Below are 23257 nucleotides of genomic sequence, written 5' to 3' on the forward strand. Positions count from 1 at the left end.
CGGAGTAGGGTGCGCGTCCTCTCTCGACAAGATCAGAACATGTAACGCATTTTTATCGAGAGACGCTCACCCACGCTGCCCACCGGGAAGGCGGCGCTGGAGAATTTGGGCGGCCCCATCACCACCGGCGCGTCCTGTGAAAAGCCGAATCCTTCGCGCGGGATCATGAGCCGTTTGTCCAGCTTGCCGTTCGAATTCTCATCGTGGATCACGGCGATCGCGTAGCGGCCGGTCAGCACGCGGCCAAAGTCCAGGGTGGGAGACGTGGCAGGCACGATCAGGCGCCGCGCCTCAGGGTCGTTCTGGCAATTGGGAAACGTGTCCGGCCGGGCGGTGAGGCAGGCCATCAGCTGGCCGTTGTGGGAACGCAGGCCGGTGATGACGGCGCTGACATCGGGCGTGGGCAGGCTGGCCCCGGTCAGTGCCGGCAGCGCCGCCGCGACGATCAGGGTGCCGACAGTCCGCGATCGGTCGCGCACAAGTGATCCCAGAACCGGAAGTATAGGCCGTAGTTGCATTTATACTGCTCGTGATGGCGCTGATGATGGCTGGCGGTTATCAGCCAGGCTCCCAACGGTGAATGAACAAGCCAACGCGGGAACATTTCCCACCCCATGTGGTTGGTTATGCCCATTATCGTCATGACGAGCAAGACCGCGCCCAGCACGGCGACGTGGATCGGCACCAGGAAGACCAGCGCCGGCACCACGATCGCGCCGGTCAGCGCCTCCAGCGGATGAAAGCTCATCGCCGCCCAGGCCGTTGGCGGGCGACTGGCGTGATGCACCGCATGGGCCGCCGCGAATACCTTGGGCCGGTGCATCCAGCGATGCGTCCAGTAGAACCACGTGTCGTGCAGGAACAGATAGACCAGCAGGGAGGCGGGCAGCCACCATAGCGGATAGGCGTCGACGTCGGTGTAGATTCGCGTCCAGCCACGCTGTTGCCAGCCCCAGGCAACGATGCCCGCCGGGATGCCGTAGATTGCGGCCGATAGCAGCGACCAACGCAATTCCCGCCCGATCTGCGGCCCCATGCCATGGTAAAGGCCGGGACGCACGCGAGAGGTGATCCAGGCGAACAGCCCGCTGGTGATCACGTAGCGTCCCCCCACGATCACCGTCATGGCGATCGCGGAGAGTGCCGCTGCGAGGATCGCGGAGATGAGGCTATCCGACATGGCCGGCCTTATGCCTGCGCGTGGCTTGTGGAGCCAGGGCGATTTGGCCCCGGCTGCCGCGTTGGACCGTCACGAACCTCAGCTGGCGCGACGAACGCCGTTCTTGTGCGCGCCAACGGTCTTGGGACCGCGAGGGCGGAAGCTGCGCTTCTGGCCGTCACCCTGCGGACGATCGCCCTGGGGACGATCACCACCTGCGGTGCGAGGCCGATCGTCGCGGCCACCGGCGGGACGCTCACCTTGCGGACGATCACGGCGCGGCGCACCCTGGCGATCGCCGGAGCGACCACCACCCGAGCGACCACCCTGGCCACCACGAGCATGGGGATTGCGCTGCTCGGACTCCGTCGTCTTGCGCGAAGGCGCGGGCAGACGCGCGGCCTGGCGCTGGAAGTCCTCAGGCAGCGGCAGCGGCATCAGCTTGACGCGGGTCAGCTTCTCGATGTCGCGCAGGTAGGGCTTCTCGTCCGGCGCGACGTAGCTGATGGCGATGCCATCCGCGCCGTTGCGCGCGGTGCGGCCGATGCGGTGGACATACTGCTCGGCCACGTTGGGCAGCTCGAAGTTGTAGACGTGGCTGACGCCCGACACATCGATACCGCGCGCGGCGATGTCGGTTGCGACCAGCACCCGCACGGTGCCCTGACGGAAGCCGCCGAGCGCCGCCGTGCGCTGCGCCTGGCTCTTGTTGCCGTGGATCGCGGCCGCTGGAATGCCCGCGGTCATCAGGTGGCGCACGATGCGGTCGGCACCGTGCTTGGTGCGGCTGAACACCAGCGCACGGTCGATCTTGCTCTGGCCGTCCTCGTCCTTCGCCAGGCCATCGCGCAGGTTGATGGTCAGCAGCGCCTGCTTTTCCGCCTGGTTGATGTGGATGCCGAACTGCTCGACGCGCTCCGCCGTGGTCGACTGCGGGGCGACTTCCACCTTCACCGGGTTGTTGATGAACTGGCGGCCGAGGTCAGCGATCGCCTGTGGCATGGTGGCAGAGAAGAACAGGCTCTGGCGGTCCTTGGGCAGCATCGCCGCCACGCGCTTCAGGGCGTGGATGAAGCCCAGGTCCATCATCTGGTCGGCTTCGTCGAGCACGAAGATCTCGACATGACGCAGCGTAAGCGCGCGCTGGTCGATCAGGTCGAGCAGGCGACCGGGCGTGGCGACGAGGACATCGGTGCCCCGCTCCAGCGCGCGGGCCTGCTTGCCCACGGGAACGCCGCCGAACACGCATTGCACGTTGAGCGCCAGATACTTGGCATAGCCGCGCATGTTCTCGGCGATCTGCGCCGCCAGCTCACGCGTGGGGCTGAGGATCAGCATGCGGCAGCCGGCGTTCTGGCGCGGCTTGGCATCTGCCGCTAGGCGGTGGAGCGACGGCAGCGAGAACGCGGCGGTCTTGCCGGTGCCGGTCTGGGCGATGCCCAGCAGGTCGCGGCCTTCCATCAGGGCCGGGATCGCCTGGCGCTGAATCGGCGTCGGGTCCGCATAGCCCTTGGTTTCGAGCGCACGGAGAATAGGCTCGGCCAGGCCGAGGTCGGAAAAATAGGACATGAAATACTTTCGCGATATCGCAAGGCACGCACAGGAATGGCGCGCATCGCAAGGGTTCGTTGATGCGACCCTGCGTGAAAAGGAAGCTGGCTAAGGCAACCGCTCATCCGAAGCGGATCGTCGGCCTGTTTGCGCCGGGATCTCACGCTGCTCGCGGATTGCGGGCCGGCCATGAAAGGCCTGCGCGCCGATTGCTCGCCGGGCACATAGGGGATGTTGCCCAACAAGGCAAGAAAATTACCAATGGAGCACATCGTCCCCCAACGCCGCCCAACCAGAGCTTGACGCGCCCCGCCCCTGCATGGCAATCGCCACCCACGTCGTGCCAAGCGCGCGCGGGTATAGCTTAGTGGTAAAGCACCAGCCTTCCAAGCTGGCTATGCGGGTTCGATTCCCGCTACCCGCTCCACCGCCATGTCTCAGGGGATCCGAAAACGGCTCATAAACGGCTGTTTTCTGCGGGTTTCAGCTGGTATACTGTCCGGGCAGTTCCGGACATGTTCCACGCGATCTCAGTACGTATATGGAACATTCGATGGACCTGCGGTGCTCTTCAAGCTGCAAAAGGTCCATCAATTATGGCACGACCTGGAGGTAAATCGGGGCTCACCGCCGTATCTGTCGCTCGCGCCAAGCCGAAGGAGAGGCCCTACAAACTCTCCGATAGGGATGGCCTGTATCTTTTGGTGAAGCCGAGTGGAGCGCGCTACTGGCGGATGAACTATCGCTTTCATCAGCAGCAGCGAACGATCACGTTTGGACGCTACCCCGAACTGCTGCTCGCAGATGCACGACAGAGATTGCTCGACGCACGGCGTTTACTCGCTGACGGCATCGACCCTGTTGATCAGGCCAAGCTGAACAAAATTGCTGATGCCGTTGCCGCGTCGAACAGCTTCAAAGATGTGTCCGATGACTGGCTCGAGAAGGTCAGACTGGAAGAGCGTACACCGGCTTCCATCCAGAAGTACAAGTGGCAGTTGGGGCTCGTCATGCCATCGCTCGGTAGGCGGCCGATCTCTCAGATCACGCCATACGAGTTACTGATCGCTCTCAAAAAAATCGAACAGACCAAGAAATTCTACACGGCCACCAGCGTGCGGGCGACATGCAGCCAGGTCTTCCGCTTTGCGATCGCTACCGCCCGCGCCGAACGAGATATCTGTGCCGATCTGCGCGGAGCTCTCGTGACGCCCAAAGTCAAGCATCGCGCCGCCATTACGACGCCTGCCGAAGTTGGTGCCTTGCTGCGCTGCATCGACGAGTACGAGGGCGGTGAGCTGACGAAGATCGCCCTACGTTTTCTGCCGCACGTCTTCGTGCGACCCGGCGAGTTGCGCCACGCCGAGTGGAAGGAGTTCGATCTGGCCCGAGCTGTCTGGACCATTCCCGAGCACAAGATGAAGATGCGCCGTCCTCATGCCATTCCACTGTCGCGACAGGCCATAGCGCTTATCAGGCAGATCGAGCACGACGCGGACTACAGCCCTTATCTGTTCCCGTCGCTTCGGGCTCGCAAGCGCCCAATGTCCGACAACACGATCAACGCGTCCCTACGCCGCATGGGCTACGGCAAGGAGGACATGACAGCTCATGGCTTTCGCGCGATGGCGGCCACGCTTCTGAACGAGATGGGATTGTGGAATGCGGATGCGATCGAGCGTCAGCTAGCCCATGTGGAGGCAAATGCGGTGCGCAGGGCCTATACGCGCGGCCAGTACTGGGAGGAGCGGGTGCGTATGATGCAGCACTGGTCTGACTACCTCGACCAGCTTCGCGAAGGTGCCAAAGTGCTCCGACCGGAGTTCAAGCAAACGCAACTGGGTCGAAGCACGGCGTCATCGGTCGTTAGCGGCGCTTCGACAGCATGGAATGGAGATGACGCGAGCCTTCGTGTGGACTGGCGCGAGAGCGGAAATACGCGGCATGAGCCATTTCGCTGCAGCGTCGCGAACGACCGCTAGCACCAGCTGTACCGCCGCTGACGAGCTTAGCAAGGACAGCGCGATGCAGTCGAGATGCGAATTACGGCTACCTCTTTTTCGTTAAAGCGCGCTCCCGCTCATGATCGACAATCTGGTTCCATCGCTCCGGATTGGCCTTGGCCATCATGTTGGCACCTGCAGCCCACATGTCGGAGCCAAGCATCCGTGCGGCAATCCGCTCAGGCACGTTCCAGCTGACCGGGAGCGATCGCGCGACAGCGCCTGGCAACATTGACCAAAGCACCATGCCGGCAAACGCGAAGGCGATCCGATTGTGCCGAAGCTCGCGGTCCTGCTCGCTTGCGGCTCGGCCGCGTGCAATCAGCGCATCGATCCGCTTGCCCGCAGCTTCCATGGCGCCTTGAGCTTGATTCAGCATCTGCTGATCCCTGGCACGGCTGCCGATCGCCGCGTCGGCGATCGCGCGCTCGAGGGCTTCAGGCTTCAGCTTGATCAAAGGTCGCTCTGAAATGCTGCGAGCCCAGACACCGACATCCTCCAGCCGTTTGCTGATCGCTTCGAGGCTCGGCCCGTAGTCCGGCTGCGCCGTGCGCTCGTCGGTAAGCCGCTCGACAGCACGGCGCAGCAGACTGATCTCGGCGCGCAGCTCGCCAAAGGCGTGTGCGGCAAGGCTGGTGTCGGCGGGTCGGACGTTTTCGTGTTCCATCTGGCAACTTCTATCTGCCAAGCCCGCGTCCACGCGAGAGGCCGAGCCAGTCCTGGACAGTATGGGACAACGATGCTCCTGCGCGAGCCTCGATCCCGAGGCCTGGAAGCCGTTTTCTGACCAGCGACTCGGCCTGAGCGTCTCGCCCCATGCTCTTCGCCATGCCAGTCATCTGCTTCTCGATCGCGGCTACTCCTCTCTGATCGCCGGCTTGGCGCATGGAGCGGTGCGCTTTTGCCAGCTTCTGCCAATCTTCCAAGAAGCGGTCTGCACGCCGTTCGGGACTTACCTTCAGCTCGGCCTCGAGCACCATGGCACGAATCGCAGCGTCGGTTCGGCCAGCGGCTGCCGCGGAGATGAGTTCGCGATCGCGGGCGAATGCGGCGCGAAGATCACGGGCAGCATCTGGCCGAGCTACATCGAGTCCGGCTGCTGCCTTGTCGTAGGCCAGGCGATGGTGCGGGAGTTCGGTATAGCCATCCTTGCGCATGCGCATGATATCGGCCGTTGCCCTCGCGAAGCGTTGAACCGCAGTGTTCAAGCTGATTGGAGCGGGCAGGCGCGGCGTTGGCGATGTCGGCAGGTCCAAAGCGTCGAACACGCCACGCGTCGGGGGCGTGCTCAGCGGCCGCAGATCGAGACCTGCAAACGGATCTCGCACGGGTGCAGGCGCTGCCTTCCTTCGTTCGGCTGACCGTAGTTGGGGCTGATGCGAAGCAGCCTGCGTGTAATCCGCCACCATGTCCTTGCAGCGCTCGCGTCCCAGCGTGCGCACAAGGCGGTCGCGGTCGGCAAAGTCGTCGGCGCCGTAGTGCAGGTCGACCTGATCACGATGACGCGAGAGCGCTACGTAAGCACCATGCCGATCGAGCCCTGGCGTGGCGAGCACATGGACCTTGTCGACGGTCATGCCTTGCGCCTTGTGGATCGTCGCGGCGTAGCCGTGGTCAATCTGATTGTACTCCTTGAGGTCGAAGGCGACGGCGCGGCCATCGTCGAGCATCACCGCCATGCTGATCGGACTGACGGAGCGGATGGTGCCGAGCGAGCCGTTCTTCACACCCAGGCTGCGCTCGTTCTTCAGGAACATGACGCGGTCGCCCTCAGCAAAGTCACGGCTGCCACGTTCGACGCCGAGCGTCACCTCCTTGCCCAGCTGATCGGCGGCACGCAGCCGCGCTCTTGCCGCCTGGTTCAGCGCTTGCACTTCGTCGTTGGTATGGGTGAGGATGATGTGGCTTGCATTGGGATTTGCCTGCCGGTCCGTGTCCCAGCGCGCGATCAGATTGGTGCGTGCAGCGTCTCGGGTGTCTGCCGCATGGACATGCCCCGCCTGCTCATACGCAGCCAGCGCCTCGCCGGTGCGTCCTGTCGCCAGGTGCCGTGTTGCATCGCGCTGCCAGTCCTCACGCTGACGGCGCACTTGGGTGATCTCGATGGCGCCATGGCGCTCGGCGATCGAGCGGAAGGCTGCGCCCGCCTCGATCGCCTGCAACTGCTCGGGATCCCCGACCAGCACGACCTTGGCCTGGCGCTTCTCGGCTTCGGCCAGCATACGCTCCATCTGGCGAGTACCGATCATCCCGGCCTCGTCGATGACGAGCACGGAACGGTTGGTCAGCAGCTCACGCTGCTGGCTCCACTGTTGCTCCATGCTGGCGATGGTGCGACTGGCGATCCCAGAACCGCTTTCGAGGTTCTCGGCAGCGATGCCAGACAATGCGAGCCCCCGCACGTCGTAGCCGGCCTGCTCCCAGGCCTCGCGCGCCACGCCCAGCATCGCGCTCTTACCGGTGCCGGCGTAGCCGACGACGCTGGTGAGACCGCGGCTGCTGGTCGCATGCTCCAAGGCACCGCGCTGCTCGGGCGAGAGTACCATATCTCTGGATTGAGCGCGCGCCAGCGCGCGCTCGATGTGGCGCTCGTCGACGCCATGGTTGCGTGTGGCATCGAGCCGTATGGTCGCACTCTCCAGCCGCCGCTCGGTTTCGATCATGCCGCGCGAGGTGAAGCGGTCCTCGCCTCTGCCATCCTTGCCCAGCGAGACCAGCTCGGGTGAGGCTCGGACAGCTGCCAGAACCTGATCGAACTGGTCCTTGCCCTCGCTGTGCCGATGCACAAACCTGGCAAGATCACGGGTGGTGAAAGTCGCTTGCTGCTGGGTGATCGCATCCAGTGCGATCGTAGGCTTGGCGAGGATCCGCGCGCCGTTCTCGCGTGCGATCGCATGATGCTCGTCGAGCCGCTCGCTCTCCAGCCCTTGCCCCGCCATCCGGGACGCAGCCGGACCGATCTTGTGCTGCGGCTCGAGTTCGATGCCCTGCGCTTCCAAGGATCGGTGATCGACCCGGGCATCGATGTCGAGCTCGGCCAGGCGCGCGTTGACGTGTTCGGCCCAGGCTTCCCTCCAGTGGGTGAGCAGCTCGATCTTGTTCCACTCGCGCACTTTGGGGCCGAAGCCCTCGTCGGTGACTTGCCGCAGTCCCAGCATCACATGCGCGTGGGGTTTGGGGAGCCCATCCTCGCCGATATCCCAGTGCACGTTGAGATCGGCGACCATGCCGCGGTCTACGAATTCTCGAGCCACGAAGTCACGCGCCAGGCGAATGCCGTCCGCCTGGTCCAACTCGCGCGGAAGCGCGAACTCGATCTCGCGCGCCAGCTGGGCATCCTTGCGCACTTCGACGGCTTCGACATCATTCCACAGCACTTCCCGATCCTGCCAGCGCTCAGGCGCGCCGTCGGGCAGCATGACTTCGGAGTGCACGACGCCGGCTTTGTTGGAGAAGTCGTGCGCACGGTCGAGGCGCTGGTCGTGCAGCCGCGAGGCCGAGCGATAGGCGGCCGCGGCCACGGCGGACGAGCCGGAAGCGCGGGAGATGACTTTGGCCGAGAAGTGGTAGATCGCCATGGCGACATACCATTTACATCCAAACGAGCACGTCGGCACGACGTATAAGCGCGCCCTCGAAAGATTTCATCAATCTCGGGAATGCGAAATCTCAGGAGATTTCACCGCATTGCTGCTGATCGAGAGCGCCGATAACTGGTGCGTCCGCCACCGCTACAAGGAGCCGGACAGATGCGCAAACCCCGTGATTACGATTCGGAGCTGAAGGCACTCGAGCAGAAAGCGCGGCAACTCAAATCGCGGCGGCAGAGCCAGCTCGGCGAGCTGGTCATCGCGACAGGTGCCGACAGCCTCGTAGCTGAAGAACTCGCAGGCGCGCTTCTTGCGGCCGCCGCGACCAGCGACCTTGCGACGAAGGAGGCATGGCGCAAGCGGGGCGCTGTCTTCTTTTCAGGCGAGCGGGAGAGCGCTGGCAACCGCGCTACCAGCAAGCCGCCAAGCGATCGGCAAACTGTCAGCAACGCGCCTTCGCCTGGCAGCGAGCCAGGCGCGGCATGACACCCGCGAGTGGCAGGTGAAGCGCCGAGAGCGGACCCGCCATCTGATCGAGCTTGGTGGGCTGGTAGTGAAGGCTGGTGTGGTCAAGCTTGTCGACGATGATCGCGCCGTGATCATCGGCATGCTGACCGAAGCCGCGGCAAGGTTGCGCAGCGAGGATCGCGAGGCTGTGCTGACGCTATGGCGGCGACGCGGCAAACGCGCCTTTGGATCTGATGATTGACCGCACAAGGGCATCATCGTCAGGCTCAGGGGCGAAGTATCAGCGGGTCGAAGGATGACAGATGGACGCATACACCCTGCACGAGCACTATCAGCGGCGCATGGACGTGATCGCTGACCGTTTCTACAAGGCATGTGGCGTTGCGACAGTGGTCTGCTTCAGCTTTACCTGGGCGATCTTCAGCGCCGACAAGACCTTGATGCGCGACCCCCTCGCGATTGGCTTTCTGACGCTGTGCGGCATGTTCATCGTGCTCGCCCTCATCCGCCCGCGCGCGGTCCAGGCAGCTCGGCGTGTGCAGCAACTCTACGAGGACGATTGCCGCACCAGGTTTGGCGAGGATGCGCCGATGGTGCAATTGACCGGCATCTTTCCCTGATCGTTGCTCAACCAGCCTCTCGCGCAGTCGCTTCCAGCTGCGCGATCCGCTCAGTGCAGATCGCGTGCACGACCCGGCCGAGTTCCTCGACCTGTTCGCCAAGCCACATGAGCTCCTCAGAGGTGATCTTGTAGTGCTTCGAGTAGCGCGCCTTCACGTAGGCGTCCTTCAACTTTTCAAACATCGCACGCTGCTGTCTCGTTTCGCGTGGCCATGCATAGACCAGGCGCATGTCGAGCCGCTCGGCCTGCGTGCGCAAGAACGCCAGATTGTGGTTGTGCGGCGTGTAGAAGGTGCTGACCAAAAGAACGCAGTGGTAGAGCCGCTCCGCTGCTTGATGGAGTTGGAAAGCCGCGTTGTTGTGCCGCCCCTTTGAGAGGTTGAAAACGTAGTTGTCGAGGAACTCCGCTGCACTCGGAAACCACTCTTCGAAGTACTCCTTCGCCATCGCGAGCGCCTGCTGCGGTGTCTTCGGCTTCGGCTCCGGCAGCGGCCTGTCGTCCACCTCCTGCAGCACAATCCCATCACGTGCGATGTCGAGGAAGAAGAAGCGCCCATGCGCGAGCCCGTCGCCGACTTCCTGCCAGGAGTGCACCACGAAGTTGACGGGTGTGCGCAGGCGGCCGGCTAGCTTCTCTTCAATTAGGCGCTGCTCGGCCGCGGTCCAATAGGCGGCGCGGTCGGTCAGCTCCTTCTGGTTGACGATGATCAGCAGGTCGAAGTCGGAGACGTAGCCCTTCGCCGTATGCGGCTCATCGACCCAGCCGCCGCGCGCGTGGCTGCCATAGAGGATCACCTTGAGGATCCGCCCGCGCTTGCGCCGCGCAGTCGCGTTCTCGTGCGCGGCTCCGAATTCCTCGAAGATGATGTGCACCACGCGTTCCAGCTCACGCTGCTTGGCGGGTGGTAGATGATCGAGATCGCTGCGCATAACACTGCTACCCTGTCGCGACAGCCGAGCGATGGCAAGCCATCGCTTTACGGGTGTGGCTGGTCACCATGGCCACAAGCGCCACCACCAGGGCTCAGGCTTGCGGATGCTCTTGGCGAAGATGAAGAGCGCAGATGCGAACGCGTGCTGCACCTCGCTCTCGGTCAGGCCATAGCGTTTAGCCAGCTGCGCGTAAGTCACACCCTCTTCAAAGCGCATGGCCAGGAACACCTCACGCTGCAGATTGGTCATGCGCCGCAGGCTGCGGCGTGCCTTCCTCACGAAGGCACGCGAGGGACGCTGCTCGCTCATGCTTGCGCCTCCCCACAGCTCAGGAGAAAGTCCGCTGCCTTGCTGGCGGCACTCGCCGCCCGAAAGATCGCCTTCTCGTCGGCATGCAGCACCTGCAGCCAGGCACCCACATAGTCCGCATGCCGCACTGTCGGCACGATGCCGAGCGAGGCACAGGCAAACGCGCTCGCCATCTCGGCGACAAGCTCTTCCCTGGCATAAGCAGCTGTTCCAAACTTGCCCGACTGATCGCGTCCCAATCGGCTCGTGTGCCCGGTCCAGTGCCCCAGCTCATGCAGCGCCGTGCGGTACCAGTTGATTGGCTCGTGAAAGGCAGCTTGCGGTGGCACTGCCACATAGTCCTGCGCCGGTGCATAGTAGGCCTCGCCACCACCGATCCGGACGTCGGCACCACTGGCACGGATGATCGCGTCGACGGCCTCAACCGCAACGATCGGATCCGCCGAGACCTGCAGGCTTTTCAGCGCCTCTGGCAGCCCTTCGCATTGATCCAGGTTGAAGACGGTGAACCGCTTGAGGAATGCAACCATCCTAGCCTCGCGATCTTCGCTCTGCGCCTTGTCGGCCTCGTCCCTGGGTGTGAAGCGATCGGCATAGCAGATGACCGTGCCCTTCTCGCCGCGCCGCACATGTCCGCCTGCCTGTTCGGCCTGCCGGTAGGTCAGCCAGCGCTGGGAGGTGAAGCCCTGCTCTACGCCCGCCGCCCACAGGATCAGCACGTTGATCCCCGAGTACCCGCGCCCCGACACGGCATTGCTCGGCATCGAACAAACACAGCGGCTTGCATCCCACGGCTGCACCCATGGCAACCTGCCTGCTTCCAGCTCCGCGACGATCCGCTGCGTAACCTCGGCGTAGAGGCTCTGACGATAATCCTTCATGTCCTTCACTCCTCAACCGCCATTGACCGGCGCCAGGGTGGCGGGGGGCGGCAGGAGCGGACCAACAGCCCCGCCGACTGAGGCGGGGTGCACCTGACAAGGCCGCAACGAAGTGGAGGACCCGCGAAGAGCACAAGCGAACGCGGGTTGCGCCTCGGCGAGGCGGGGCTAACGGGTAGCGACGCCCCCCGCCACCTTGATGCCGCCAAAGGCCTGCGCCGCCGCGCGAATAGCGCGGCGGCTACTGACGAGCTGCACGGCAGCTCACACCGGCCTGTGAAAAGCAGGCCGGACACGCGTCAGGCGATCGTGACGGCCATGCCGACGAGACGCCGATCAGGCGACTCGGCCGGAGCGAAGCGCAGGTAGAGCGCGGTCAGTGCGACGCACTGAGACGCCAAAACATGCCTTCTACTTATCTGGCAAAAGCACTCTCTAATGTCGCGAGGGTGCTGTTGAGTGACGCTGGGACCAGGACGGCTAACCGCTTCTTGACGGGCGCTGGAACGGCCTCAAGTCTCTCGTTTCAGGGGCACAGGAGAACTAATTTCATCTCAGGAGAAACGCCCCATGGCCGCTACATCAACCGACCGCATCCTCCGCCTCAACGCGGTCCTCGATCGCACCGGGCTCTCGCGTGCGACGCTCTACCGCAAGATCCAGGCCGGCACGTTCCCCCGCCAAGTCCACATTGCCACGCGATGCACAGGCTGGCGCGAGTCTGCCGTCAACGAGTGGATGCAGAACCCGATGTTCTATGAGGTCCGGAATGATGGAGTTGTCTCCCGAGGCGCGGTTGATCGGAAGTGCTTCTAGCCAGAGCAGTGCCTGTCTTGGCCAGAGCGCTACCACGACTGGCCTCATCTTGAACGCATTCGCGAACCGATAAGTGCACAAAGCATTAGCAGCCCTCGGCCGGCGAAGCTCAACCCCTATGAGGAGCAAGATTGTAACGGACGGTAAGCTCGAGGAAGTCGCCGCATCCTTGCACTGGCGCGGGCCCATGAACCGCGCCGGGTTTGGGCGTACCGATCTGTGCCATGTCTTTGCTGGTTTTCACGGGTTCGGATGCCGCAATGCGGCCACGATCGTGGTCGATGAGGGGGCTATCCGCGCCGTTCCGTCTTCGCCTTCGCCTTCGGATGTGCCGACTTGGATGCGATCAAAGATCTGGTAATCACCGGCCGCTAGAGTGGCCGAGGCTCAATGCTCTCTTCATCTCGGTGCTGCTCGCCATGCCGGCGCCATCGGCAGCACAAACGCTGACGGGCGTGGCGCGTTCGGTCGACGGCGATAGCCTGACCTTGAGCGGACAAGGCGTCCGCCTCTTCGGCATAGATGCTCCGGAGTACCGGCAGACTCGCGAAGTCAATATCAGCGCATGGACCTGCGGTGCAGATGCTGCATCAGCCCTCCGATCGGCGATCGACGGCAAGTTGCTGACATGCATTGCGCGCTATCGTGACGTCTATGGGCGTTCGGTGGTGCGCTGCCTTGTTGGCGGGAGGCCCTCGCTAACCCGGTGAGATCGCGTACGCACTACGACGCCTGCACACATCCGGGGCGGCCGGCCTGTATGCAGTTGGAGCAAGAGCAGCTCCGGCATCATATCTGTCCATGTGTAATCGTGCCCGCATGGCTGGTGAGCCAGGAACCCTTTGGGGTTCAGCCGCTCAACTCTTCACGTAGCGCCCGCGCGATAACCGCTTCGATCCGCGCGAGCTCAGGCCCGGTAGCCGCAACTTCGTCGTGCGGTAGCAGGATGGCCGCCGCGCTTGGGACGTGATGATCTGGGACGTGCTTGGCGGCCAGGCCAAATGGAAGATGACCAACGTGCGGCAGCTCGAGCTGCCGCAATGGCGCAAGCTTGCCGAGCGGCCTAAAGGCCGCTGCCTTGTGCCGCTGACCGAGTTTTGCAAGTTCACGCCAGACAAGCGCGATCTCGGCATGGCAAGCCACCGCTCAAAGGCGAGATGTGGTTCGAGGTGATAGATCAGCCAGTGTTCGCAGTCGGTGGGTTCTGGCAGCGAACCCGCGAAGGCAACGGGTTCACGATGGTCACGTGCGAACCCAACGCTCTGGTCGAGCCAATTCATCCCAAAGTCGAGGTCATGTTGTGTATGACACGGCACGGGGATATGCGGTGCTGCTATCAGGCTGGATCTTAGCGGGTATGTCTCATTGAAACTTCAGGTCGCCGACCCAAAAGACAGCACTGCCGTCACAGTGCTGGCTTCATTCTCCTTTGTCCTGCTGCTTGTTCTCGTACTCGCAACACCCTTTATGGACATGAGCGGTGCCTTGAGCCCTGGGCAGAAGGTCTTCAGGATCTACGTATACGGAGTTGTAGGGCTGCTGCAGGCCGCCCTTATCGTAGCGAGAGGATGGGAACGATCGCTGCGTGCGTTTCGAACACCTATGCTTCCGCTCCTGCTGTGGTGCGCCTTAAGCCTAGCCTGGACTCAGCATGTTGAGCTTACTGGCAAACGTCTGATCCTGCTCAGCTTGGTCTACTTGGGCATTTTCAGCGGTGTTTGCGACCTAGGAACCCGACGTTCCTCCAAGATTCTACGCATCGCCGTCGTGGGCGCCCTAATCCTGAACTTTGCCGTAGTCCTTTGGGCTCCCGCATTGGGCACACAGATGTTTGAGGGCCAAAGCCTCTGGCGCGGGTTCATGGCCCATAAAAACATCGCAGGTGTACTCTGCGCCGTTACTATCATCCTTTTCGCTTTCGATAGCCGCAAAGTTCCTGCTGTGGGGCGCTATGCTGTTATCTTGGGGGCACTGATCTTCTTCTTCCAGGCATGGTCGAAGACAGCATGGTTGGCATTGCCAACAGCCTTAGCTGCCGGAGGTGCGATCCTATTGTTTTCTAAACGCTATTTACCTCCGAGTGGGCCTTCGTCCAGATCTCAGGTGATGGGAACCAGGATCGTGTACGGTCTGTTGCTTCTGGGGTTAGCCCTGCTCACCGTTCAGCGAGACTTCTTCTTATCGCTCACCAACAACACCATGGCCCTCACCGGACGCGGTGCGATCTGGCGACCAATGATCCAGTTTTATCTGGACCATCCCCTTCTGGGTTCGGGCTATGGTGCATATTGGGATGCGTCGGCAAACCTTCTTGATCCCGAGGCACCTGGCGCCGGCATGTGGAAGAACATTGATCAAGGCCACAACGGCTATCTCGACCTTCTCGTCCAACTCGGGTTACCGGGCTTGGCGCTGGCGCTTTATGCGGCACTCGTGTGGCCCATGGCCCAGATTGGCAGCATGATCGGGCGGCAGCCGCAGCGAGCCGCTTTAATCCTTGCTCTGCTTGTCTTCTTTCTGCTGGAAAACTTCTCGGAAAGCAGCCTATTTGCAGACGATGCACTCGGCAATGCTTTCCTTCTCATAGCCTTGGCACAGCTCCACCGTTATGGGCTTCGCTACGAGCAAAACGGAAGAACTAAGACATCGGGCACCAAAGAAGGCGACGAGTTCCAAAACTTGGCAGAGATGCGGATGGGCCGCCAGAAACGGCGGCAAGCTGCGGCAGAAAGCTTGTCGGAAGAAAGCTGACGCAAACAACCATCGCTGCTGAACGTCTTTTTGAAGTCTCCATAAAGCACTATGGCATGAGCCTTCGTTGCGACGACAAGAGCGATCTCCGGTAGATGGAGCGTCAACGCCCGAGTGTTGCAGAACTGTAAATTGACGCTAAAAAAGCGGCTCTGACTCAAATCCGTGCAGATGGCTCATGCTGCTAGGCGGCGTGGACAAATTCGTTAGAGATGGCGGATACCAAAGAGGCGCAAGACATGCTCACCATTCTCCGTGAGGTCGATGGCGGTATCGGCCATAGATGACGGATCAGCATCCTCTGTACCAAACGCGTCGCGTAATCGTTGTGGCCACTCGCTCTTGGGAATGGGCGTAAAGGGGCCTCTGCCCGTTGAAAGTTTGAACCGCGCCGGGTCTGCCGGAGGCGTTGGGTTGTGAGTCACGCTGCCATATCAATGTTGTTGGCGGCAGCATAATATCGTTTTTCGGCTTCGGCAGGCGGGATGTTGCCGATAGGCTCCAGCAGACGGCGATGGTTGAACCAGTCGACCCATTCGAGGGTCGCGTATTCCACTGCTTCGAAGGAACGCCATGGTCCACGGCGGTGGATCACCTCGGCCTTGTAAAGGCCGTTGATCGTCTCGGCCAAAGCGTTGTCGTAGCTGTCCCCGACGCAGCCGACCGATGGTTCGATCCCGGCTTCGGCGAGACGCTCGGTGTACTTGATGGATACGTATTGGGGGCCCCGATCGCTATGATGGATGAGGCCGCCCCGATGGGTCGGCCGGCGATCGTGAAGCGCCTGTTCCAAAGCATCGAGAACAAAGCTGGCGTGCGCCGTCCTGCTGGCCCGCCAGCCTACGATCCGCCGAGCATAGGTATCGATGACGAAGGCGACGTAGACAAACCCCGCCCAGGTCGCGACGTAGGTGACCCGAAGGGCGGCGAAGCCAAGTCCGACACCCACAGTCTGTTCGGCGCTGGCGCGTAAAACTGGCGGTTCACGTGGTCCAGCGGGCACGGCGCCGCTTTGTCGCTGATCGTGGTGCGCACTGGCTTGCCACGGATCACTCCTGCCAAGCCCATCTCGCGCATCAGTCGAGCGACCGTACAACGGGCGATCGGAAACCCCTCCCGCATCATCTGCCGCCACACCTTGCGCACGCCGTAGACCGCGAAGTTCTCGGCGAATACGCGCGCGATCTCCGGCTTGAGGGCCACATCCTGCCGAGCCCGCGCTGACAGGCGTGTGGGATCCTGACGCTGCGCGACACGCTCGTGGTAAGTGGATGGGGCGATCGGCAGGACGCGGCAGATCGGCTCGACCCCATAGGCATTGCGGTGATCGTCAATGAACGCGATCATCGCCGGAACGGGCGGTCGAGCTCCGCCTGCGCAAAATATGCCGACGCCTTGCGGAGAATCTCGTTGGCCTGCCGCAGCTCGCGGACCTCGCGCTCCAGCGCCTTCACCTTATCGGCAACCTCAGTCGGGACACCGGCACGCTTGCCACTGTTGACCTCAGCTTTCTTCACCCACTCATGCAGCGTCGGCGGCGAGCAGCCGATCTTCTCGGCTATCGAAACAACCGTTGCCCAGCGCGACGGATAATCCCGCTCGTGATCCAGCACCATCCGGATCGCTCGATCGCGCACCTCCGGCGCAAACTTGTTCGTGGTCTTGCTCATATCGGCTCCATCTACTCAAGAGTTGGAGCCTCCGGCAAACCCGGCGCGGTTCACATCCCCATCGGCTACGTCTATCGTAGACCCTGTGGCAATTACAGCAATCGCAGCGCTTGCGGCAGGCCCCTCAATCGTCGAGCTAGACGACGAGCGCCGACCTACCGAAGTCCTTCTGCAAGCCGGTATAGGTTGATGGTGCTCACCATCCGCTAAACAGCCGAGACGCACACTACGAGAAGAGCAAACCACACAACTCATGACGTTTATTCACATATTGACCTTCCGACGACCTAAGGTTCTAATCACGTCGTCTGCAACATCGGCGCCAACTCTCCGCGCCGAAAACTTCCGGCTTACTGTGCATGTCACCACCAGAATCAACCAAAGGCTAGGAATAAATCCGCCAGAAACCTCAAAGAAGCCAAACGTTATCATCCCTGTACACATAGCACCACATACAAGTGACAGTTCATCATTGTCCCTACTGGCTTTTCCAAAAGCCCCAAACAACGTTGACAATAGCCACGCAGCGTAAAGAGTCAGTCCGAAATAACCTAGTTCTACTAGCATCGTGATATAAGCGCTGTGAGCAGATCGAATATATGGGAGGTCGAGGAAGTCACGTAAATTCTGAACGAATACCTCGTTAGCCGCAGATGATGTCCATCCCCAGCCTAATGCCGGTCGTTGCTCGACATAGTTCATGTAAAATGACCAAATTCTCGTTCTACCTGTAAAAGTCAAATCTCGGCCAAGCGACAAAACAAGATCTACCGCTACAAAATATATCAGTAATATGACTACAAAGAAAATCGCGAAAAACAAAGTTTGCCGAGCCACACGCCCGCGAAATACTGCTTTCGACGCCTTCACCATTGCAACTCCAGTCAGGCCCGCTAAGGCTGAACCCATTGAGTTTGCGGAGTCCGAAAAGAAGCAGCAAACCATTGACACGAGAAACACAATAGACCACCAGCTGATGAACTTGTTTGCATAAAGTATTCTTGTGCCAAAAAATATCATTGCTATTGAGGCCGCCTCGCCGAAGCCGTTTTTGTGGCTGTATAGTCCGCGCCAGCTTCCGAGATGAGCACCTTCGCTTCTTCCGTATGGAGAAACGATCGCCAATATAACCGAAGCGATGATGATAGATGAGATCACAAATGAGGCTACCTTCATGATATCCTCAGATCGCATGGCCCTCCCGAAGTACATACACGACAAGAGCGTGAGAATCATAGCTCGCGCCATCCCGAACGTGTTGAAAGGTGTCACCGACCAAAAATATGAAATAGCTCCTAATCCAACCAGAGCCCATAGCATCAGCCAATTAGATGCGGTGTGTACTATCTTTACAGGGCCTAGACGAAATATTCCTACCAAACCAAGTAGCTGGGCAAAGATCTGAAACTGAAAGATAAGCGGGGCGTCAATTTCTAATTGGGTCTGCACATCGTAGGGATATATCCAAGCACGAGATCCGTATAAGAGCACAAGAGCAAACAATATCTTGTCGATCAGTAGAGTCCGCTGATCATTCGCTTGATTTACACCCGTACGCACACTACTTCTCCTAGCCAATCTGGCTAAATCTCGAATGTCTTTAAGCCGATCTCAAAGATCTACCTGAATTTAACTTAACACAACGGATGGCGCGCGTTATGATTCCAATGTAATTGTATCGTTGCGAGCACCGCCTCGCATAGAAGAGTGCTTCGGGATGATGCGGTCTAACAGTTGGCGAACCTTGTGGGTTTTTTGTTCCGTGCCAAGCGAGAAGACGAAGGCGAGAGGGATCATGAGGATCACCGGTGTTAACAGGAAAAGCCAATGAACAGCGGACACTGGCTTGATCGGGCCATGCATGTTCCACATCGCTGCCACCGCCACACCATAGAAGGTCAGGATTGGCGCATGGATACAATAGAGTGAAAAGGAAAAGCCAGCGAGGCTCTCATGAATTGAGCCTCCGATCGGAGCTCGCAATCTATGACATTCTTTCATCGCGCTGAGCAGAAGTGCGAAGAGAACTCCGAGGACAATATCGAAAGTCAACTCGCTATATGGATAATCTTCCCAGAAGGTGCGTCTTACCGCCAGTCTGGTGCCAAGAAGGAATAAGGCCAAGGCCACCCCGATCACGCCCGGGGAACGGACAGGCGGATTGGGGATCACCGCAGCAGCAACCCCAAGCAGCCAGATCAGCATGTATGGTGCAAGCCAAGAACCTGTAAACTGCCAATACGTCAGGGACAGTAAGATAAGAATGCCCGATAACGCGAGAGCGGCGCTCTGCCAAATGCTACCTCGAGTAAATAAAATTGGAAAGAGTAGGGGCCAAACCATGTAATACCAAAATTCGTTGAATATCGACCATAGCGGCCCATTAGCCGCAAAGGTCTGGCACGCAACAGTATGAAAGAACACCATGGTGCAAACAAAGGATACTAAATCTGACTGGTCCTCTAAATTAGTTGGGTATACGCCCTCTGCTTGAGGCGCAAAAAAATGAAAAGCCGCGCCATTCATCGCAAAACTGAGTATCAAGGCCGGCAGAAGCACAGTCCACAATCGTGCGAGTCTCTTTACGACGTACATACGGATATCGACGGTGCCATTTTTGCGGTACTCTTTAACCAATGCGCCGCCGACCAGAAATCCGCTTAGAACGAAAAAAATCATCACTGCCTGATGCGAAAACCCAGTCATGAACGAGGCAGCATAATAAAATGCTGATCTCTTTCCCGTCGCTTCAGAAAGCGGAACGAGAAACCGGTTCATAGTGTGGGTGTATAAGACTAGCATCGCCGCGCACCAGCGGAATAAATCCAACCACTGATGGAAGGCGACTGCGGACTTCGTTGTGCTACTGTTCATCGCCATGCCTATGGTTTTGTTTCGGCCGTGTCTTAGTTGTCGAATGCTACATAACCGTATAGCGTGTATATACACAATCTCGGGCAGGCTGCACTACAGCGGCACGCGTGAAATCGCATTCAGTTAGTGCTACGCGGATTTGCATCATTAGGAAATAGGGCCCTGAGGGCCTCGGCATCCCATTTTTTAGCTTTGGTATCGTACAAGGCGAAGTTTTGCTGGAACTGCCAGATGGCCCAGCCAAAGCCATGGCGCTCAGCGGTTCTGGCAACAGCACCAATATATGCGATCCGCTCGGCTCGAGGGGCCTGCTCATAGGCACCAAACTCGCCCAAGAAGATCGGGCGGTGGTGAGCAATCCCCCACTCCTTAACTATCTCAAAGTCACTCTCTAGAACACGCAGATCACCCGACCTACCCCAACTAACACCAGTCTTATTAGAATACAGGGGATTCCATGGCGTACCTTGATGTGTAAAGGCAAGCGGGACATAATAGTGAAAGGTCACTATTATCTGTCGGTCTGCGTCGGGCAGAGTGAGATTGTCCAGACAGCGAAAGTCGTTGCTGCAGGCCGGTCCTATGATGATTGCACGGCGAGGATTGCTGGCCCGTATCAACCTCAAAGATCTGGCCGCGTGTTTATTCCACATTTCCGGAGACCAAGGCCCGCCCGGCTCATTCATTATCTCAAATAAGACGGTTGGCGGCATTCCGGCGAAACGTGGCGCAAATTGCGTCCAGAAGGCAGCTAGCTTGTCCGCGCACGGATCATTGTCAGCCCGGCAGTCCACATGGTCGTGCTCGTCAAGTATGACCGCCAACCCCTCGGAGATGGCGGCATTAGTGACGTCGTTGACTCGTTCGATCCATGCCGGGCTTAGCCGGTTATTTACGTCCATGTAGGGAAACGCGCGTAGATTAATGCGCACTGCGGTAAAGCCAGCAGCTCTTATCTCTCTAAACTGTGACAGACGAAACCGGCTGTGCGGTTGCCCATCCCATAATGGGTCATAACCCAATAGGTTAATGGCTCTTTTTAGCAGTGGCGTTACTGCATCAACATCAGGAAAATGCGCCTGAGTAGCGGGTGTTTGCGCCGCCGCGGGAGCGCTTGGCCGCCCGGTAGAATGGGTTGTCACCAGCATAAGCGCCGTCGCCAGGCTAAGCTTTATGACAATTGAGCCAAATTCCGAAAGGGGAATTTTCACGTCGTCGCCGGCATAGCGTCATATCCTTCTTAGTTATGCTGCGTCGCAAAATACGCATGCCATGGCAAGGGCATGCTAGCGTCGGACCGGTCACCTTCTAAGCATAAAACGGTGCCGCTATGCAGCAATGCAATGGCGATCCATCTCGAAAACGTCTAGGCGAACCTGATATGCTGAACATAGGGGCGTTCATTGGTACGGGGCTTCAGATCAATTCAGTATTTGCGCGCGCTGGCGGCGCTGATGGTGGTCTTGCACCATGCGCTTACTCCTGCCCGCGGGCTTAACTTGCCCGAGTTGCGGCTTGATTTCCTCTCGGCTGGCGTGGATCTTTTCTTCGTCATTTCTGGATTTATTATTTATACAAGCCAAGCCGGAAAGGATGATCAGCCTTCATCATTTGCTTGGCGTCGATTTCTGCGCGTTGTGCCGCTTTATTGGATAGCTACAATTGCACTTATCGTGCTTCATTTCGTAGCGGGATTAGCGTCGGACATGAATCTGACGGCCTACCATATTGTAGCATCGTTCCTTTTAATTCCACATTTCTCGCCATCTCACCCAGGCCATATCTGGCCGCTTTTGATTCCTGGATGGTCGCTCTTCTACGAGATATATTTTTATTTTTTGTTCTCGCTCGCAATGAAGGTAGATAAGCGAAGAGCTCCAATTATTACTGCATCTGTACTTATTTTTCTCGTGATCGCGGGCGTCATAATCCAACCCAAGAATGCAATTGCGATCACCTTCACGAACCCGAGACTGCTTGAATTCTTCTTTGGCTTGGGCTTGGGGTATCTCGCCCGCAAGGCATGGGTCCCAGAATGTTTTGCCGTGCTTCTCCCAATTGGCCTCGTCTTGCTATGCGCGTCTGAGCCTCTGTCACTGCCACGCATTGTCAGCTGGGGAGGGGCGTCTCTGCTTATTGTAGCGGGTGCGGTAGCGATGGAGAAGAGAACTCCAGCAACCCGGCTAATGCTATTGGGGGATTCAAGCTATTCACTTTATCTGTCACATCTCATCGTGCTGTCTATCGCCCGAGAGCTGTGGAGGCGAATTGTGCCCGCGATGAACTCCAATCTGTCTACTCTTATCTTTATTTTCGTCTGCATGTCACTTTCAGTCGGCGCTGGCCTGTTAGTCTACTTCTACGTGGAGCGCCCACTGCTACGTCTATCTAGGTCACGGATTGTTCCATCCGCTCGCGTGGTTAGCTCGTAGACTTACATTTTGCCAGGAGGTAATTAGTGAAACGGGTAGTGGTGTTCACAGAAAGGGCCCTTGCCCTCTCGGAAACCTTCATTGCCGATCATTGCCGGTCATTGCGGCGCTATTCGCCAACCTTAGTGGCTCTTGATGCGGTGTCAGAGCTACCTCCGCTGCCCTGTCCAACCAAACTCGTCTTTGGGTCGATGGGTTCTACCCCCATTACACGACTACTGTTCCGGCTCGGCTACGCGCAGCAGATGGACGCAATCCTTCGAAAGGTGCGGCCAGACGTGATCCATGCGCATTACCTCACCAATGCAGCCTTCCTGCTACCCTATGCACGACGTCATCGTATCCCCCTGGTGGTGACGGTGCATGGCTACGACGCGACCCGCCGCCTCAAACTGTTCAGCAGTTACGACCGCATATTGGCTATGCGCCGCCGTGCGATCAGCCGCCATGCCGCTGCCATTTTACCCGTCTCGAATTACCTCTGTGATATCGTTCGGCAGCACGGACTTACCGGCAGCAATGTCTGCACGCATTATCTAGGAATACCGCTTCCTGATACTCCGCTCGTTGATGTCAATGCGAATCCACAGCGGATTGTCTTCGCTGGGCGCTTGGTGGAGAAGAAGGGAATAGACCGTGTTATCGAAGCATTCGGCTTGATACGGGACCGTTTTCCTATGGCCGAGTTACACGTTGTTGGGGGCGGTCCGTTGACGCCAATGGTAGAGGCAGCTCGCGATCGTATTGGCGGGATAGTGGCTTATGGTGCGCAGCCGCATGCCTCTCTTGTAGAAATTATGCGTAGCGGGCAGATCTTTACCATGCCTAGTCGGGAAGCGGCGAACGGTGACTCAGAAGGGCTAGGGCTCACTTTGATCGAGGCCCAAGCTGCTGGCCTGCCCGTGGTTACCTCAAAACAGACGGGCACGCGCGAGACCTGCGTCGACGGCCAGACCGGCCTACTAGTCGAGCCTAACGATGTGCGAGGGCTCGCCGAAGCGTTTGCAACCCTATTGGCCGACAGTGGGCGCCGAGCGTTAATGGGGCGAGCGGCTCGGCTTTGGGTAGAGCAGCGGTTTGATATTACCCGCCAGACTGCAGCGCTCGAGATCCTCTACGATAAGCTGGTGGGCTGAAACGCTTGGCTTGAGGGCTAACCTTGCGGAGCAGGTTGTCCGGCTGTGACTTGAAAAGCCGTA

The 23257-nt window shown here is 59.5% G+C and carries 19 protein-coding genes, 1 tRNA gene, 2 pseudogenes and 1 other annotated feature; of the genes and pseudogenes, 10 read left to right on the forward strand and 12 right to left on the reverse strand.

Annotation, left to right across the window (positions count from 1 at the left end):
- Nucleotides 1-32 precede the first annotated feature (32 nt).
- The 3 genes from GGR39_RS02590 to GGR39_RS02600 form a co-directional block, all read right to left on the reverse strand.
- Nucleotides 33-479: a DUF2141 domain-containing protein gene (locus GGR39_RS02590; RefSeq protein ID WP_242867010.1), complete on the reverse strand. Its 447-nt coding sequence runs from the start codon at nt 477-479 to the stop codon at nt 33-35.
- Nucleotides 446-1180 (reverse strand): sterol desaturase family protein, encoded by a 735-nt coding sequence (locus tag GGR39_RS02595; RefSeq protein ID WP_183615734.1) that lies wholly within the window; start codon nt 1178-1180, stop codon nt 446-448. Before GGR39_RS02595 ends, GGR39_RS02590 begins: the two co-directional genes overlap by 34 nt.
- A 78-nt stretch (nt 1181-1258) precedes the next feature.
- Nucleotides 1259-2728: a DEAD/DEAH box helicase gene (locus GGR39_RS02600; RefSeq protein ID WP_058735551.1), complete on the reverse strand. Its 1470-nt coding sequence runs from the start codon at nt 2726-2728 to the stop codon at nt 1259-1261.
- Nucleotides 2729-3063: 335 nt separating this feature from the next.
- On the opposite strand from GGR39_RS02600, the gene GGR39_RS02605 reads away from it, so the two are divergent.
- Nucleotides 3064-3137: transfer RNA gene (locus tag GGR39_RS02605), tRNA-Gly, on the forward strand.
- A gap of 88 nt (nt 3138-3225) precedes the next feature.
- On the forward strand, nt 3226-4692 hold the full coding sequence (locus tag GGR39_RS02610) for a tyrosine-type recombinase/integrase (protein WP_343055755.1): 1467 nt from the start codon (nt 3226-3228) through the stop codon (nt 4690-4692).
- 67 nt (nt 4693-4759) lie between these two features.
- On the opposite strand, the gene GGR39_RS02615 is transcribed toward GGR39_RS02610, so the two are convergent.
- A complete protein-coding gene (locus tag GGR39_RS02615) occupies nt 4760-5380 on the reverse strand; it encodes a DUF6118 family protein (RefSeq protein ID WP_183615735.1) in 621 nt (206 codons plus the stop codon).
- A gap of 10 nt (nt 5381-5390) precedes the next feature.
- Nucleotides 5391-8291, reverse strand: a complete 2901-nt coding sequence (gene traA, locus GGR39_RS02620) for a Ti-type conjugative transfer relaxase TraA (RefSeq protein WP_183615736.1) — start codon at nt 8289-8291, stop codon at nt 5391-5393.
- 171 nt (nt 8292-8462) lie between these two features.
- On the opposite strand from traA, the gene traD reads away from it, so the two are divergent.
- The 3 genes from traD to GGR39_RS02635 all read left to right on the forward strand — a co-directional run bounded on the left by traD (nt 8463) and on the right by GGR39_RS02635 (nt 9391).
- Nucleotides 8463-8789: a conjugal transfer protein TraD gene (gene traD / locus GGR39_RS02625; RefSeq protein ID WP_183615737.1), complete on the forward strand. Its 327-nt coding sequence runs from the start codon at nt 8463-8465 to the stop codon at nt 8787-8789.
- A gap of 16 nt (nt 8790-8805) precedes the next feature.
- Nucleotides 8806-9012 carry a conjugal transfer protein TraD gene (locus tag GGR39_RS17165; RefSeq protein WP_183615738.1) on the forward strand — a complete coding sequence of 69 codons (207 nt, stop codon included), beginning with the start codon at nt 8806-8808 and terminating at the stop codon, nt 9010-9012.
- Between the two features lie 61 nt (nt 9013-9073).
- Nucleotides 9074-9391: a hypothetical protein gene (locus GGR39_RS02635; protein WP_183615739.1), complete on the forward strand. Its 318-nt coding sequence runs from the start codon at nt 9074-9076 to the stop codon at nt 9389-9391.
- A 7-nt stretch (nt 9392-9398) separates the two neighbouring features.
- Here the strand turns inward: GGR39_RS02635 and GGR39_RS02640 are convergent, their stop codons facing one another.
- From GGR39_RS02640 to GGR39_RS02650, 3 genes are all read right to left on the reverse strand, one after another.
- Entirely contained in the window at nt 9399-10322 is a 924-nt protein-coding gene (locus GGR39_RS02640; protein ID WP_183615740.1) for a nucleotidyltransferase and HEPN domain-containing protein, read from the reverse strand.
- Nucleotides 10323-10385: 63 nt separating this feature from the next.
- The gene (locus GGR39_RS02645; RefSeq protein WP_183615741.1) at nt 10386-10634 is read right to left on the reverse strand and encodes a sigma factor-like helix-turn-helix DNA-binding protein; all 249 of its coding nucleotides are present in this window, start codon (nt 10632-10634) and stop codon (nt 10386-10388) included.
- Nucleotides 10631-11515 (reverse strand): ArdC family protein, encoded by an 885-nt coding sequence (locus GGR39_RS02650; RefSeq protein WP_183615742.1) that lies wholly within the window; start codon nt 11513-11515, stop codon nt 10631-10633. Before GGR39_RS02650 ends, GGR39_RS02645 begins: the two co-directional genes overlap by 4 nt.
- A gap of 570 nt (nt 11516-12085) precedes the next feature.
- On the opposite strand from GGR39_RS02650, the gene GGR39_RS02655 reads away from it, so the two are divergent.
- The 3 genes and pseudogenes from GGR39_RS02655 to GGR39_RS02670 all read left to right on the forward strand — a co-directional run bounded on the left by GGR39_RS02655 (nt 12086) and on the right by GGR39_RS02670 (nt 15082).
- A complete protein-coding gene (locus GGR39_RS02655; RefSeq protein ID WP_183615743.1) occupies nt 12086-12331 on the forward strand; it encodes a helix-turn-helix transcriptional regulator in 246 nt (81 codons plus the stop codon).
- An 801-nt stretch (nt 12332-13132) separates the two neighbouring features.
- A pseudogene (locus GGR39_RS02665) lies at nt 13133-13632 on the forward strand (SOS response-associated peptidase family protein); the annotation flags it as partial.
- 64 nt (nt 13633-13696) lie between these two features.
- On the forward strand, nt 13697-15082 hold the full coding sequence (locus GGR39_RS02670) for an O-antigen ligase family protein (protein ID WP_183615745.1): 1386 nt from the start codon (nt 13697-13699) through the stop codon (nt 15080-15082).
- A gap of 421 nt (nt 15083-15503) precedes the next feature.
- Here the strand turns inward: GGR39_RS02670 and GGR39_RS02675 are convergent.
- The 4 genes and pseudogenes from GGR39_RS02675 to GGR39_RS02690 all read right to left on the reverse strand — a co-directional run bounded on the left by GGR39_RS02675 (nt 15504) and on the right by GGR39_RS02690 (nt 20837).
- Nucleotides 15504-16752: pseudogene (locus GGR39_RS02675) on the reverse strand (IS3 family transposase).
- Nucleotides 16355-16471: a sequence feature (AL1L pseudoknot), on the reverse strand. (Overlaps the previous pseudogene by 117 nt.)
- A gap of 264 nt (nt 16753-17016) precedes the next feature.
- Nucleotides 17017-18312: an O-antigen ligase family protein gene (locus GGR39_RS17460; protein WP_183615746.1), complete on the reverse strand. Its 1296-nt coding sequence runs from the start codon at nt 18310-18312 to the stop codon at nt 17017-17019.
- A 96-nt stretch (nt 18313-18408) separates the two neighbouring features.
- Nucleotides 18409-19626 (reverse strand): acyltransferase family protein, encoded by a 1218-nt coding sequence (locus tag GGR39_RS02685; RefSeq protein ID WP_221225899.1) that lies wholly within the window; start codon nt 19624-19626, stop codon nt 18409-18411.
- A 119-nt stretch (nt 19627-19745) separates the two neighbouring features.
- Nucleotides 19746-20837 carry a cellulase family glycosylhydrolase gene (locus GGR39_RS02690; RefSeq protein WP_183615748.1) on the reverse strand — a complete coding sequence of 364 codons (1092 nt, stop codon included), beginning with the start codon at nt 20835-20837 and terminating at the stop codon, nt 19746-19748.
- A 192-nt stretch (nt 20838-21029) separates the two neighbouring features.
- On the opposite strand from GGR39_RS02690, the gene GGR39_RS02695 reads away from it, so the two are divergent.
- Complete coding sequence (locus GGR39_RS02695; RefSeq protein ID WP_183615749.1) at nt 21030-22058, forward strand: acyltransferase family protein; 1029 nt, start codon at nt 21030-21032, stop codon at nt 22056-22058.
- Between the two features lie 26 nt (nt 22059-22084).
- On the forward strand, nt 22085-23194 hold the full coding sequence (locus GGR39_RS02700; protein ID WP_183615750.1) for a glycosyltransferase: 1110 nt from the start codon (nt 22085-22087) through the stop codon (nt 23192-23194).
- Nucleotides 23195-23257: the final 63 nt, after the last annotated feature.

It is taken from the genome of Novosphingobium fluoreni, assembly GCF_014196615.1.
Taxonomy (GTDB): domain Bacteria; phylum Pseudomonadota; class Alphaproteobacteria; order Sphingomonadales; family Sphingomonadaceae; genus Novosphingobium; species Novosphingobium fluoreni.